The 13,399-nt window shown below is 57.1% G+C and carries 16 protein-coding genes and 1 pseudogene; 10 read left to right on the top strand and 7 right to left on the bottom strand.

Features of this window, described 5'->3' with window-relative positions:
- Nucleotides 1–51: 51 nt before the first annotated feature.
- The 3 genes and pseudogenes from BB029_RS34235 (at nt 52) to BB029_RS34040 (ending at nt 2,270) form a co-directional block, all read left to right on the top strand.
- A complete protein-coding gene (locus tag BB029_RS34235; protein ID WP_371914619.1) occupies nt 52–1,026 on the top strand; it encodes a methyl-accepting chemotaxis protein in 975 nt (324 codons plus the stop codon).
- 299 nt (nt 1,027–1,325) lie between these two features.
- Nucleotides 1,326–1,391 (top strand): annotated as a pseudogene (locus BB029_RS34045) (hypothetical protein); the annotation flags it as partial.
- Nucleotides 1,392–2,270 carry a cache domain-containing protein gene (locus BB029_RS34040; protein WP_305881723.1) on the top strand — a complete coding sequence of 293 codons (879 nt, stop codon included), beginning with the start codon at nt 1,392–1,394 and terminating at the stop codon, nt 2,268–2,270.
- Nucleotides 2,271–2,330: 60 nt separating this feature from the next.
- Here BB029_RS34040 and BB029_RS34230 read toward each other — a convergent pair whose 3' ends face one another.
- Nucleotides 2,331–2,669 carry an SDR family oxidoreductase gene (locus BB029_RS34230; RefSeq protein ID WP_371914616.1) on the bottom strand — a complete coding sequence of 113 codons (339 nt, stop codon included), beginning with the start codon at nt 2,667–2,669 and terminating at the stop codon, nt 2,331–2,333.
- A 141-nt stretch (nt 2,670–2,810) separates the two neighbouring features.
- Between BB029_RS34230 and BB029_RS33565 the strand changes: the two genes are divergently transcribed.
- The 6 genes from BB029_RS33565 to BB029_RS33205 all read left to right on the top strand — a co-directional run bounded on the left by BB029_RS33565 (nt 2,811) and on the right by BB029_RS33205 (nt 6,171).
- Nucleotides 2,811–3,149, top strand: coding sequence for a hypothetical protein (locus BB029_RS33565; protein ID WP_218188801.1), 339 nt, complete (start codon nt 2,811–2,813; stop codon nt 3,147–3,149).
- A gap of 57 nt (nt 3,150–3,206) precedes the next feature.
- The gene (locus tag BB029_RS33560; protein WP_256558250.1) at nt 3,207–3,797 is read left to right on the top strand and encodes a GMC oxidoreductase; all 591 of its coding nucleotides are present in this window, start codon (nt 3,207–3,209) and stop codon (nt 3,795–3,797) included.
- Between the two features lie 408 nt (nt 3,798–4,205).
- Nucleotides 4,206–4,562, top strand: coding sequence for a cytochrome c (locus BB029_RS33555; protein ID WP_218188799.1), 357 nt, complete (start codon nt 4,206–4,208; stop codon nt 4,560–4,562).
- 29 nt (nt 4,563–4,591) lie between these two features.
- Nucleotides 4,592–5,140, top strand: a complete 549-nt coding sequence (locus tag BB029_RS33550) for a c-type cytochrome (protein WP_065939481.1) — start codon at nt 4,592–4,594, stop codon at nt 5,138–5,140.
- Between the two features lie 134 nt (nt 5,141–5,274).
- Entirely contained in the window at nt 5,275–5,838 is a 564-nt protein-coding gene (locus BB029_RS13065) for a hypothetical protein (RefSeq protein WP_065939480.1), read from the top strand.
- A 168-nt stretch (nt 5,839–6,006) separates the two neighbouring features.
- Nucleotides 6,007–6,171 (top strand): hypothetical protein, encoded by a 165-nt coding sequence (locus tag BB029_RS33205; RefSeq protein WP_168166817.1) that lies wholly within the window; start codon nt 6,007–6,009, stop codon nt 6,169–6,171.
- Nucleotides 6,172–6,335: 164 nt separating this feature from the next.
- On the opposite strand, the gene BB029_RS13060 is transcribed toward BB029_RS33205, so the two are convergent.
- Genes BB029_RS13060 through BB029_RS13040 form a run of 5 tightly spaced genes read right to left on the bottom strand, consistent with a single transcriptional unit; the run spans nt 6,336 to nt 11,346 of the window.
- Complete coding sequence (locus BB029_RS13060) at nt 6,336–7,046, bottom strand: ABC transporter ATP-binding protein (protein WP_065939479.1); 711 nt, start codon at nt 7,044–7,046, stop codon at nt 6,336–6,338.
- Complete coding sequence (locus tag BB029_RS13055; RefSeq protein WP_065939478.1) at nt 7,043–7,891, bottom strand: ABC transporter ATP-binding protein; 849 nt, start codon at nt 7,889–7,891, stop codon at nt 7,043–7,045. The genes BB029_RS13060 and BB029_RS13055 overlap by 4 nt, the downstream gene beginning before the upstream one ends.
- Nucleotides 7,881–8,735, bottom strand: a complete 855-nt coding sequence (locus tag BB029_RS13050) for an ABC transporter permease (protein WP_065939477.1) — start codon at nt 8,733–8,735, stop codon at nt 7,881–7,883. The genes BB029_RS13055 and BB029_RS13050 overlap by 11 nt, the downstream gene beginning before the upstream one ends.
- Nucleotides 8,732–9,736, bottom strand: coding sequence for an ABC transporter permease (locus tag BB029_RS13045; protein WP_083236394.1), 1,005 nt, complete (start codon nt 9,734–9,736; stop codon nt 8,732–8,734). Before BB029_RS13045 ends, BB029_RS13050 begins: the two co-directional genes overlap by 4 nt.
- Nucleotides 9,737–9,768: 32 nt before the next feature.
- The gene (locus BB029_RS13040) at nt 9,769–11,346 is read right to left on the bottom strand and encodes an ABC transporter substrate-binding protein (protein ID WP_065939475.1); all 1,578 of its coding nucleotides are present in this window, start codon (nt 11,344–11,346) and stop codon (nt 9,769–9,771) included.
- Between the two features lie 379 nt (nt 11,347–11,725).
- On the opposite strand from BB029_RS13040, the gene BB029_RS13035 reads away from it, so the two are divergent.
- A complete protein-coding gene (locus tag BB029_RS13035) occupies nt 11,726–12,688 on the top strand; it encodes a LysR family transcriptional regulator (protein ID WP_065939474.1) in 963 nt (320 codons plus the stop codon).
- Between the two features lie 87 nt (nt 12,689–12,775).
- On the opposite strand, the gene BB029_RS13030 is transcribed toward BB029_RS13035, so the two are convergent.
- On the bottom strand, nt 12,776–13,384 hold the full coding sequence (locus tag BB029_RS13030; protein ID WP_256558238.1) for a DUF6250 domain-containing protein: 609 nt from the start codon (nt 13,382–13,384) through the stop codon (nt 12,776–12,778).
- Between the last annotated feature and the right edge of the window lie 15 nt (nt 13,385–13,399).

Genomic DNA, 13,399 nt, shown 5'->3' with positions numbered 1-13,399 from the left:
TTGGCAACTGTTCTGCTGGCCTGGTTGTATACTCGTAGCCTCGTAATACCAATGCAACAATCATTAATAATCGCTGAGGGCATTGCGGATAATGATTTTAGCCAAGAAATTAAAGCGGATGGCAATGATGAAATGGGCCGTCTGACTAATGCTTTATCGACGATGCAGGCTAACTTACGTAATGCGATCATTCAAATCAGTGAATCTTCAACTCAATTGGCGGCTACCTCTGAGGAAATGCATGCAGTAACAGAAGACGCCTCCACAGGTCTGATGCGTCAGAATAGTGAAATAGAAATGGCGGCTACCGCTGTTACGCAGATGAGTTGTGCGGTTGACGAAGTTGCCAGCAACGCCGCAGGCGCGTCGACTGCGGCAGCACAAACGAGCAAGACCGCTATGGAAGGAAGGGGGAAAGTAGACGAAACCATCGACGCAATCAACCTGATGGTCAGCAATGTGGAATCTACATCCGCCAGTGTAAGAGGGCTGGCATTGATGGCAACTGATATCAGCAAGGTGCTCGATGTTATCCGATCCATTGCCCAACAAACCAACCTGCTGGCTCTGAATGCGGCAATCGAGGCTGCCAGGGCAGGCGAAGCGGGACGTGGCTTTGCTGTAGTTGCCGACGAAGTGCGCGCATTGGCCCATCGCACCCAAGAATCAACGAGCGAAATTGAACAAATGATTTCAACCATACAGGCAGGTTCGAACGAGGCGGTTTCGTCAATGGACCAAACCAGCCTGCAAGCGAGTAGAACATTGTCACTGGCTCGATCAGCAGGGATAGCGCTCGTCGAAATCACCGAATCGATTAGTCATATCAATGACCGTAACATTCAGATCGCTACCGCTGCTGAAGAGCAGTCACAAGTCGCAAGACAAGTTGACAGCAGTTTAGTAAGTATCCGCGACCTATCGATACAATCAGCGGCAGGCTCACACCAAACATCGGTTGCCAGCGGCGAACTATCCAAATTAGCGGTTGACCTAAATCACTTGGTTAAACGCTTTAAAGTTTAATACTATATAACTCGGCTTAAAATCTAACTTTAACTGCAACTACTGATTTCACACGTACCTATGGACCGGTGAATTGGCCAATTCATTGCTAATGATATTCAAATTTTCATCTCCCGGCGAACCACCCTCTTTCTGGGCAACCATTTTTTTATTGATAAGCAAACTACTGCCGCCATTAATAACTAACAGAAGCAGAAAGAAAATGATCGAACCCGAACGGATCGTCTCCCTATCACGAGAAGTGGAGTCTGGCCAATCGTGGTGTCAGCGATATACATACAATCACTCAACAAACTCGATTGCTTGCAATTAACGCACTCATCGAAGCGGCACACGCAGGTAAGTCCGGAATGGGGTTCTCGGTAGTGGCCGAAGAAGTCAAAAATATTTCCGAGCGCATCTCAAAAATCGCCAGTGGGCTGACCGAGGACTTGCAGGTTTCGGTCAATGAACTTACTGCGCTGGGCCAAAGTATGTGTTTTGACATGCGTGGGCAGCGGTTGGCGGATCTGTCGCTTAACATGATCGAAATTATTGATCGAAACCTTTACGAGCGCACCTGTGATGTGCGCTGGTGGGCAACCGATGCCTCTCTGGTAGACGCGTTAACGAATCATTCCCCAGGGAACTGTGCTCATGCCAGCGAACGTCTGGGAATCATTCTCGACAGCTACACCGTGTACTTGGATATCTGGTTGGCTGATAACAACGGACGGATAATTGCTTCGGGCCGATCGGGGTTGTATGGCAGAGTCATCGGAGCCAATATCGCACAAGAGCCTTGGTTTAAAAAAGCAATGCAACATTCATCAGGTGATCAGTATTTCTCCGGACAAGTAACTGCAGAATCGCTCCTGAACAGCTCGCAAACTTGCACATTCAGTGCGGCCGTGCGAAGCAAGGCAGGCAAGCAGACTCCGGTGATTGGCGTTATTGGGATTTTTTTCGACTGGAAAAATCAAACTGACTCTGTTCTCAAAGGCGTTCGCTTGAGCGATGACGAGCGCTCGCGAAGTCGATTGATGATAATTGACGACAACCGAAGAATAATTGCCAGCTCTCACACCCATAATCATCTGGGCGAACGCATTGAGTTAAAGACTAAAGCAGCCCAAACGAACGGTTACACTATTCTGGGTAAAAATCTCATTCAGGGCTACTTGGTAACGCCTGGGTTTGAAACCTATCCAGGTATGGGATGGTTGGGTGTAATTGAACAACACTTGCCTACGACTGACACCTAACTCATAGCCACTTTAAAGCTTTCGAGTTATATCGAAAGCTTCGGGAAGTACTGCGAGCGCTCATAGAAGTAGAATGAGGGTCGGTAAGTGGCTCAACCAACCGGCCGCGCCAACAGCGCCGCAGCACTCTAGCACGTAACCAGCACTGTGTTGATGATGAGAACTCCAGAAGCTACTTCGCCGTGGCGCGAACCGCACAGATAGCCTCGCCTCTCTGCTTAGGGGGCGCCCTAGGAAATGTCCTCCACCAAAGGGAAGCGCCTGCCCAGTAAGGAATGACGCATCCTCGCTGGAAAGAAAGCACACTGCGCCGGCAATGTCGCTGGGCTCGGCGAAGCGCTTGATCGCTTGCTGTTGCCACGTCTGGCACTTGATTTCTTCGGGCATTTCCTGAGTCAAGCGCGTATTGGTAATCGACGGGAGAACCGCATTTACAGTGATGCCCGAATCGGCGACACGGCGGGGCCCTGCACCTATTGCGGTTTACGGCTGCGGCACTTCTCCAAGTCGAGCCCCAATGCTTGCGTGATACCTGCCCTGATGCAACGCAGCAACTTCACGGTGCTGACTAAATCTGCCGTGCTGCTCGCCAACCTCGCCGAAGACGGCAAGACCGCCACCGGTGTGAGTTATCTCGACCGCAATAAAATGGAGTGGGAGCAACCGGCGGACATCGTGATTTTCTCCGCCGTCCAGATGCAAAACGTGCGCTTGCTGCTGTCGAAGATCGGCAAGCCCTACAACCCCGCAACCCGCGAAGGTGTGGTAGGCCGCGCCTACAGTTTCCAGACCGTGTCCGGCGCCAATCTGTTTTTCGAAGATGAGCAACTCAACCAGTACATCGGTGCGGGTGCCCTCTCCGCCCAGGTCGACGACTAAAACGGCGACAACTTCGATCACGCGGACAAGGACTTTATCGGCGGCGCCGGTATCTTGGTGGTGGCCCGTGGCGCACGCCCGATTGGCAACGCCGATGCGGTACCGCCGGGCGCACCACGCTGGGGCAGCGACTGGAAAAAAGCCTACACCCACGCCTTTCAGAACGGCACCTTCATCTTCAATCAGGGCACCAGTTTCTCTCACGATGAGTGCTACCTGGACCTGGACCCGGAGTATACAGACGCCAACGACGACCCGTTGATTCGCGTGACCTTCGACAACAACGAAAACGACCGGCGCATGGCCAAGTTCACTGAAGACAAGGCCGTGGAAATCGGCAAGGCCATGGGTGCAAAAATCGTCAATGGCTTTGACACGGCTGCCGTGAACTATGGGCCTTACCTGCCCTACAACAACCACACCATCAGTGGCGCCGTGATGGGCCTGGACCCGAAGACCAGTGTGCTCAACCGCTATCAGCAGAGTTGGAACGTGCACAATGTATTTGTATTGGGCGCTTCATCGTTCCCGAACAACGCCGGCTACAACCCTACCTCGACCATCGGCGCCCTTAGCTTGTGGACCGCCAAGTCGATCATCGATCAGTACGTGGCCAAACCCGGACCACTGGTGGGAATGCCAGCATGAACCCACGCTGTCGTATGGCCCTGACGGCCACCTCCGTATTGTCCCTGGGTTCGACCATCGGCTTTTACGGTGCATTCGGCGTTGCCGATGCGGCGGACAGCATTGCCCTACCCGGTCAGCAGTCCGATAGCAGCACCGGCATCAAGGCGCCCGTCACCCAGGCCCAGGAAGACCCGGCAGTGACTCGCGGTCGTTATGTGTCTATCGCCGGCGACTGTGCGGCCTGCCACACCGACCCGCATCACGGCAAACCGTTCGCGGGTGGTTACGCGCTGGAAACACCGTTCGGCGAGTTGCTCGCCAGCAACAATACTTCCGACAAAAAGACTGGCATTGGCGCCTGGACCGATCAGGAGTTCACACAAGCAGTGCGTGAAGGCATAGGCCGGCATGGTACCCGGCGATGCCATGCCCTACAGCGCCTACGCGAAGTTCAGCGATCAGGACATGCACGACTTGTGGGCCTATATGCAAACGGTGCCGGCGGGGGAAAACCATGTGGTGTCCAATCAACTGCCCTTCCCGTTAAACATCCGCCTGATGATGATGGGCTGGAACCTGCTGTTCTTTGATAACACGCCGTTCAAACCCGTCGCGGGCGTCTCCGAACAAATCAATCGGGGAGAGTACCTCGTCGATGGCCTGGGTCACCGTGCAGCCTGCCATACGTCGAAGAATTTCCTCGGCGGCGACCAGGGCGGCACGTATCTGCAAGGCGGCAAACTGGCTGGCATGCGCCGGAAATCACCGGCAACCCGTACGTAGGCATCGGCAACTGGAGTAATGCGCAACTGGTGCAGTACCTCAAGACCGGCAGCAACCACGTGGCCGTGGCGTCCGGGCCGATGGCCGAAGCCGTGGCCGACTCAACCCAGCACCTGCGCGACAAAGACCTGTACGCCATCGCGGCCTACCTGAAAAACTTGCCCGGCTCAAATATTCGCAACCCGCAGCTGCTCAAGGCCACCGGCACGTTGATGCAACAAGGCGCCAATGTGTACTCGGCCAACTGCTCGGCGTGCCACAACAGCGATGGCAAGGGTATCAATCAACTGGCCTCGAGCCTGACCGGTAACCCCGGCATCCAGGCTGACAATGCGCAGAGCCTGATAACCACTGTACTGGAAGGCGGCCGTGGCGCGGTGACGGTCGATAACCCCGCCAGCGGTACGATGCCCAGCTTTGCGTGGAAACTTTCGGACCAACAGATCCCGGCCACGCTCTCGTATATCCGCAATAGCTGGGGCAATGCCGCACCTGAAGTAACGGCCAAACGAGTCGCTGAGGTGTGCGAGCACCGCAAGTTGCCTGCACATTTGAGCGCGGACGGCAGCTCTCGCTGACCCGGTGCCGGTCCTGCAAATACAATTACAGCTCTAACCCGTCAAAGGAAGCTTGCTTAGCATGGGCAGCCCCCTCAAGCGTCACGGCCTATTGAAGGCCAGCGTCAGCATGAGTACCGTGGATCGGGTACTAAATGACCGTGGGGGACGTTTCCGACCTCGAACGGCGCAAGGTGCTCGCGATGGCCCGTGCCTTGGGCATACACCCGGCCCTGCCAGCGCCGTTCAAAGGCCCGAACATTGTCGATGTGCTACTGGCCGACAGCGCTACCGATCACTTCAAGCGCCTGAATGCGGCCTTCGATCGGCAAGCACAACGCCTGCGATCGGACCTTACGCTAAGCCGCCAACCCTGGCCGGAAAGTGCCCCCCAGCAGCTTCTTGACACCCTGCGCAAACCCCGCGCCCCTACAATAGGCATTGGAGGCATCGTGCAGGGCGGTACTCCCACCGTCTTGCTGACCACTAACCTCAGTGATGTGGACGGCGCGGTTTACGTGGGTATCAACAACTATGCCGCCGGGCGCAGTGCCGGGCGGTTGATGAGCCAGTGGGTCAACCAGCGCCCGGGGGGCGGTGCTGCTGACGATCAACTCACTGGCCTATACCACCCATCAGGAAAGGGCGAAAGGCTTTATGGAGGTCATGGCATACCACGCCCCCGGTATCCGAATCATCGGCTCCGTCGAGTGTTTTGATGACGATGTGCTAACGCAGACCGCCGTCGCGCAAACTCTCACTGATGGGCCTCTGGCAGGTTTGTACGACACAGGGAGCGACTCGCATGGCATTCATACGGCCCTCATGCACGCCGGGGCAAACCCGGTGTGGATCGTTCATGAAGCAAGCACGCAGCAGCCACCCTGTTGCGCAAAGGCATGATGTCGCTGGTGCTGGCTCAGGATCCAGAAGGCCAGGTGCAGGCCAGCATCGATTATCTGCTGTATCAAAGGGGCATATCGATACTCCCCCCGCTCCTGCCGCTGGCGATGAAAATCGTGATCGATGAGAACCTGCCGAAACTGGCGTGAGCACTGACGGTGGATATAACTTTGGGCTTAAGTAATTGCGCACACGCCTTAGTTCGCCCTTGGACACTGCTGCAAAAGTGAAACGTTTTCTATACGCCTAGTACGCTGCGATTTTATTCTCAGCGGAGTTTTAAACGCAGCCTACCAGAATAAAGCGCTGCACCTCAACGTCCAGCAAGTGCAGATAACGCAGCCCGATCAAGACGCTGCTCGACACGCCCCTGCTTGATCAGCAACGCCCTGTCGCAGAGGTGGGCAACCGTGTTCATGTCGTGGCTGACCAGGATCATGGTGGTGCCGGTGTCGCGGCGCAGGGCCTGGAGAAGGTTGAGGATTTCGGCCTGGACCGTCATGTCCAACGCGGAGGTAGATTCGTCAAGCAACAGCAACCTGGGGCGCAGTTGCAGCGCACGCACAATCGCGATGCGTTGGCGTTGACCACCGGATAACTGGTGTGGAAACCGTTCCAGCACATCGCCAGGCAAGCCCACTTGTTCGAGTGACGCGACAAGACTTGCCTCATCAAATGGCAGCCCATTGACCTGACGCGGCTCACGCAAGCTGCGGCGAATCCGATGCAGGGGATGCAGGGAAGCATAAGGGTCCTGGAACACCATCTGCACATCCCGACGCAATGTACCGGTAAAGGCTCGCCGCGCCGCCAGAGGTTGATCGAACAACTGCACACTGCCCTGCCAATCTCGCTGCAACCCCGCCAGCACCCGCAGCAAAGTCGACTTGCCGGAACCGGAGCCGCCGATCAAACCAAAACACTCACCAGGCTCGACCTGTATCTGCTCGACGTGCAGCGCAGTAATGTGACTTAAGCCGCGTTTGAAACCGACGTTCAACGAACCGATATCGACGATGCTCATTGCAGCGCCTCCAGCCGGCTTCGGTCCAGGGTCGGCAACAACTGCCCGTAGCTGAGCGCCGACGGCTGGCAGCTCCACAAGGTGTGCGTATACGGATGGCTGGCGCTGGCCAACTGATCGGCCCGGCACTGGTCGACAAGGTTGCCGCGGTACATGACCAGCACTCGGTCACAATAGCGCGCCACCAGCGGCAAATCATGGCTGATCAACAGCAAGCCCATGCCGCGTGTTTCCACCAACTGCATGATCAACTCCAGCATTTGGTCGCGCAGGCTGCTGTCCAGTGCCGAGGTCGGTTCGTCGGCAATCAGTAAGCGCGGATCGTTGATCAGCATCGCCGCCAACATGACGCGCTGGCCCATGCCGCCGGAGAGTTCGTGAGGGTAACGGTCATAGAGGGCGGTGGGGTTTGGCAAGCCAACCGCGTCGAGCATTTCCAAGACTCTTTCACGGCGCTCACGTCGACTGAGCCGGGTATGCAATATGAGGACTTCTTCTACCTGAGTGCCCACTTTGAGCACCGGATTCAGGGAATATTTGGGGTCCTGCAAGACCAGCGACAACGCCGTGCCGCGCAGGGCCTGCCACTGTTTTTGGCCCAGCCCAAGCAAATTCACAGGCCCCAGGCGCAAGTGCTCGGCCGTAACACGGCCGGGACGTGGGACTAACCCGAGCAGCGCACGCGCAGTGAGTGACTTGCCGGAGCCAGACTCCCCCACCAGCGCAACCTTTTCAGTCCCGACGGTAAAGTCGATGCCCTTGACGACTTCAATCAACTCGGCGCTGGGACCGGGAAACCTGACACGCAGGCCACGCACATCCAGCAGGGTTTCTTCACGCAGCATGGCGGGGATCCAGAACGTCGCGCAGGCCGTCGCCCAGCAGATTGAAAGACAGGCTCGTCAGCAAAATGGCAATACCCGGTGCGGCGGCAACCCACCACTGATCAAAGATCACCCGGCTGCCGTCGGCAACCATCGAACCCCACTCGGCTGTCGGAGGCTCCACGCCAAGCCCGAGAAAACCCAGCCCAGCGGCCGCTAGAATGATGCCGCCCAGGCTCAAGGCCACGCGCACAATCACTGACGGCAGGCACAACGGCAACACATGTCCGACCAATAAGCGCACGCCGCGAATGCCTTGCAGGTGAGCGGCGGCGAGGTAGTCGCTGTCGCGCAGCACACTGGTCTCGGCCCTGGCCTGGCGGGCGAACGCCGGCCACGCTGTGAGGGACAGCGCCAACGCGCCATTAAGCAGGCCGGGGCCGAGAATTGCGACAAATGCCAAGGCCAGCACCAGTTGCGGAAATGCCATGACCACATCGGTGATGCGCATCAGGATGCGTTCCAGCCAGCCACCGTAAAACCCCGCCGTCACGCCCACCAGCACGCCGATGGGCAGGGTCAGCAGCAGCACCAGCGAGACCAGCAATAAGGTCGGACGGGTGCCGTAGAGCAACCGCGTGAAAAGGTCTCGGCCAAAGCCGTCGGTGCCCAACCAATGCTGGGCCGAGGGTGGCAGCAGGCGCTCCTGGATGTTCTGGTGATTCGGGTCAAAACCGCTCAATAGCGGTGCGAATACGGCCACCAGCACCAGCAGCACGATCAGCGATACGCCCAGGGTAAACGCCGGCGAACGTCGCCACCAACGCGGGGCCAGGACGCTGTCGAAGGCGATGGAAACACTCATAGCAACTCCCGTGTACGTGGGTCGATCAGGCCCGCCAGCACGTCAGCGACACCGTTGACGACGACGAAACACAGGCCAATCACGAAGGTGCTGCCGAGGATCGCCGGTACATCGCCGGCGAACAATGCGGTGGTCAGGTAACGGCCGATACCGGGCCAGGCGAAGACGGTTTCAGTGAGAATCGAACCTTCGAGCAAACTGGCGTAAGCCAGTGCAACCACGACCACCAGCGTACTTGCGACATTGGGCAGCACGTGACGCAACAACACCCGACCGCGCCCGGCGCCTTTGGCCAAGGCGGTAATCACATACTCCTTGCCCATTTCACCGAGCAGGGCGGAACGCGTGAGCCGGCAAATACCCGCCATGGCGTAAAACCCCAGCACCAGCACCGGCAACACCAGGTGCGCAAAGGCATTCGCCAGCGCCCCCGGTTCACCCGAGCGCCAGGTGTCCCAGAGCATCCAGCCGCTGGACAACTCGATGCTGTACAAAAATCCGTCGTCCAGGCGGCCCGGCCCTGCGGCCCATTGCAAGGTGGCGTAAAACAGCAACAGCATCAGCAGGCCCAGCCAGAACACCGGCACCGAATAACCAATCAGCGAAAACAACCGCACCAGGGTGTCGACCCAGCCACCCGGTCGCCACGCAGCCAGCAGGCCCAAGGACAAACCCAGGCTGGCGCCCAGCACGATCGCCAGGGTTGCCAGTTCGAGGGTCGCGGGCAGCGCACGCTTCAAATCACCTAGCACTGGTTGACTGGAGGTGGTGGAAACACCCAAGTCGCCCTGGGCCAAATGCGTGAGGTAGCTGCCAAAGCGCACGGGCCAGGGCTGATCGAGCCCCAGGTCGGTGCGAACCTGGGCCAGCATCGAATCACTGGCGCGATCCCCCGCGAGGCGCAAAGCCGCGTCCACCGGGGACAAGGTGGTCAGCAAGAATGTGAAGAACAACAGGCCAATCAGCGTGACCAGCAAGGTCAACAATCCGGTACCGGCCACGCGTGCTCGGCGGGAAGCGGAAGCCCCCACCCTCACTTGGTCTTGCTCACCTGGTCAAAGTACGGCAGGGAAACCGTGATGTTCTGCAGCACGCCCTCAACGCCATCATGCACCGCCACTTGGTTGCGGCCTTGCAGCGCCACCACAAACGGCGAGCTGTCTTGTACGGCCTTTTGCAGCTGGCCGTACAAGGCGCTGCGTTTTTGCGGATCGCGCTCAGCGGCGGCGGCACGGGTCTCCTGGCTCAACTGCGGGATATCCCACTGAGTGCGCCAGGCCAGGGTTTTCGGGCCGTTGGCGACATTATAGGTGAAGGTACTGGCGTTGGAGTTGGGGTCGAGGTAATCCATGCCCCAGTAGGTGAAGATGAGTTGGTAGTCACGGCTACGCATTTTTGCCCACAGCTCGCTTTCCACCAGCGGCCGTACCGCAATGTCGATACCGGCTTTGGCAAAGCTCGATTGCAGCGCCTGGGCAATGTCGGTGTACGGCGGCTGGTTAAATACACTCAGCTCAACCTTGGTGCCTTCGGCAATGCCGGCATTTTTCAGGATGGTCTTGGCTTTGTTCACGTCCAGCTTGAACGGCGCTTCACTGAGTGAACCGGCCACGCCGGACGGTAGAAAGGCCTGGTGCACGCTGTACTGGTTTTTCAACAAATCCTTGGAAATGCTCTGGTAATCCACCAGCCAACGGGCAGCCTCCCAGAATGCCGGATTCTTCAGCGCTGGCACTTGAGTGTTGCCGCTGTTGATACCCAGGTAATAGATCATTGACGACGGGAAACTCTGCACGCTCACGCCCTTCTGCTGCTCCAGCGCACTGAATTGGTCAGCGCCCAGGTCGAAGGCGAGGTCGGCATCGCCCTGCACCACCAGCAGACGTCGGGTCGCAGGGTCGGTGACGTTTTTGATCACTACGGTCTTCAACTTGGGCGCTATGGCGGCATGTGGATTGGCCTGCAACACTACCGTCTCGTGCGGGATGTACGAGCGCAACGCATAAGCACCCGTGCCGGCAGAGTGAGTTTTGAGCCAGGCATTGCCCAGGTCCGCGCCTTGGGCATGTTTTTCGACCTCTACCCCATCAACGATAAAGCTCACCGGGGTCGCCGACAGAATGCTCAAGGCGAACGCGCTACCGACACCGGCGGGCCAGGCGATTTTCACGTGGTGGTCGTCTACCTTGGTAAGGAAGCCGTCAATGTTGTCAGCAGTCCAACCCAGCTCACCCAAGATAAAGGCAGGGGTCTTGTTGAGTTTGGCCACACGCTTGAAGGAGTAGATCACGTCCTCCGGGCGCACCGCATTGCCCGACGCAAAGGTTGCGCCATCGCGTAGTTCAAAGGTCAAACTCTTGTCGTCGCTGGCTGCCACCCAACTTTTGGCCAGTGCTGGGACCAGCACCGAAGGGTTCTGGCGGTCCGGTTCGAGCAAGCGCTGGTAGAGGTTCACCAGGGTATTGGTCGCAGTGATTTCAAAACTTTCAGCAGGGTCCAGACTGGCAATGTCATCGATCGAGCGTGCCACAATCAATGTATCGGGTGGGGTTTTGGCCCATACTGAATCGCTTATTCCGATCGCGAATGCCAAAGCCATTAGACGCCACATAACTGATTTCCTTGAGCAAAAATTCAATTCTTAGAAATCGAATCTATATCGCCACCAGAAATAAGCATAATATTTTTTGGGCATTAACTTAGAACGCTTAAGGCAGGGCCGTACAATACGGATCAGACGCTGAGTGTATGGCAGAAATCCCTCAATAAATCCCTAGGTTGCATCCCGGCAAATATTTTTTCCATAACTGCGGTACCTTCGGAAACGCCGCTGGAGGCATACTATTCTGGACCGTGCCCGAGGACTATTCCGAGAATTTCTTTGAGCATATTCCCAAAATACGCAAAGGATGAACTATTGATTCTTATAAAATCACCCGGTATTACGACACAATCTTATAGTACCCGTCATTAGAGAGCTACAGTAACTCATGCATCTGGATTTACGACAGTTACGGCACTTTATTGCTCTAGTTGAGCAGCGCAGTTTTGGCCTCGCTGCAGAGTCGGTCAACCTTTCACAATCAGCCTTCAGCCGAAGCATCCAAGCGCTCGAACAGAGCTTCGGAGCTCGACTGGTTGACCGTACCCGCAACCTTGAACCGACAAAAAAAGGTCTGATAGTGCTAGACCACGCCAGACGGATGATTGGCAATGCTCACGACCTGATCAACTCGGTACGGCAATTCAACGAGGACGAGGCCGGTGAATTGTCGTTTGCCTGCGGTCCCGCTCCAGCGGCCTGGTTGATGCCTCAAGCGCTTGGGATTTTTACTCGACGACTGCCTAAGGTGCGTCTGCGCTTTCATGTCGACAACTGGCAAGCCCTGGGTCAACGACTGCAGGTCGAAGAGTGCGAGTTTTTCGTCGCAGATGCGCGCAACTTCGAGCATGACCCCGACTACCGCGTTGAACTGTTGAGCCCGCATCGCTGGGGGTTTTGCTGCCGCAGCGAGCATCCGCTGGCAGCGCTGGATGAAGTGAGTGTCGAGCAGCTATTCAGCTATCCATTGGCGGGCACCGTGCGCCCACCCAATTTGCGCAAGGCGCTGGTGGAGCTTAGCGGCAGGCCCGATTTCCAAACCAGCATCGAGTGCGATAACGGCTACAGCCTGGCCAGTGTCATCCAGCATTCCGACGCCATCGGCACGACCAATGTCAGTCGCAATAACCCCTATCTGCAACAGGGCCTTAAGTTGTTGAATGTGACCGGACTAGATCAACAGGCGCCGGAGTTTTACACTCACTACGGCATCGTCAGCCGCGCAGGGTACAAGCTGTCGCTCCTGGCGCAAAACCTGATAGACGCCTTCCATGAAGCCGATCGGGCAATGCAGGTGCTGGAAGCTGATCCGGTCGCTACCGTCGTGATCTCCAATGATCTTCTCGAGTAATAAATAGCTGTGTGAAAATGTAATTTTTGTGGGAGCCCTGCCTGTGATGCACGACAGCACGCCTTCGAAGAAGGGTGCCCAACACAATTACAACGCACGCACCTTGAACCGGCTTATGGCCTGGCGCGACCACACTGAACGGAAACCGAAGTAGCCGGCAGCAGGTATCCCGTGCAGGACTTGTTCGAACACCAACTCGTCGTCCACCCAATAACCAGTCGACGTTGTGGTGACCTCGATTCGAATCCGGTAGATCCTGCCCGCTTTCAGCAAGTGAGCCGAGTCCAGGCTTTCACCCAGTAGTTGCCGCTCACCTCCTCCATCGTAAAAGCGAAACCGTGTGGTGGTATTTGTGTTCCCCCCCATTCCCACGTACCAGGTCGCCAGTGAATCATAGGATTCCAGCACGCCGTCACGGCTGAGCAGCCCTTCTGCGTCGTGCGCGCCCCAGAACAGGTTCATGTCGGAAAGTCGATCGTTGGCCTGCCCGGCCACTAAGACCTGACGCAGGAACTCAATGCGGTAAGCGCCACTCAGGCGCTGCCCCAGCCAGACCGTCATACCCGCAGCGGTGTCCATGATCAGGCGACCCTGCTCGACGAAAACCCGAGAGCGCTCTGGTTGTTCACTCTCGACCCGCCAGCGCCGGGCATCGAAGCGTTGAAAATCATCCTGCACGAGCAGGTGTGAAGACACGGCGACAGGCGCCGC

It is taken from the genome of Pseudomonas sp. S3E12 (assembly GCF_001702295.1).
Lineage (GTDB): Bacteria > Pseudomonadota > Gammaproteobacteria > Pseudomonadales > Pseudomonadaceae > Aquipseudomonas > Aquipseudomonas marginalis.
This window is presented reverse-complemented; position numbering and strand designations above follow the sequence as displayed.

Coding starts and splice junctions, on each gene's coding strand:
- BB029_RS34235 (WP_371914619.1), top strand. CDS start 52: ATGCAACAATCATTAATAATCGCTGAGGGCATTGCGGATAATGATTTT.
- BB029_RS33565 (WP_218188801.1), top strand. CDS start 2,811: ATGCAACGCAGCAACTTCACGGTGCTGACTAAATCTGCCGTGCTGCTC.
- BB029_RS33555 (WP_218188799.1), top strand. CDS start 4,206: ATGCCCTACAGCGCCTACGCGAAGTTCAGCGATCAGGACATGCACGAC.
- BB029_RS13065 (WP_065939480.1), top strand. CDS start 5,275: ATGACCGTGGGGGACGTTTCCGACCTCGAACGGCGCAAGGTGCTCGCG.
- BB029_RS13060 (WP_065939479.1), bottom strand. CDS start 7,046: ATGAGCATCGTCGATATCGGTTCGTTGAACGTCGGTTTCAAACGCGGC.
- BB029_RS13055 (WP_065939478.1), bottom strand. CDS start 7,891: ATGCTGCGTGAAGAAACCCTGCTGGATGTGCGTGGCCTGCGTGTCAGG.
- BB029_RS13050 (WP_065939477.1), bottom strand. CDS start 8,735: ATGAGTGTTTCCATCGCCTTCGACAGCGTCCTGGCCCCGCGTTGGTGG.
- BB029_RS13040 (WP_065939475.1), bottom strand. CDS start 11,346: ATGTGGCGTCTAATGGCTTTGGCATTCGCGATCGGAATAAGCGATTCA.
- BB029_RS13035 (WP_065939474.1), top strand. CDS start 11,726: ATGCATCTGGATTTACGACAGTTACGGCACTTTATTGCTCTAGTTGAG.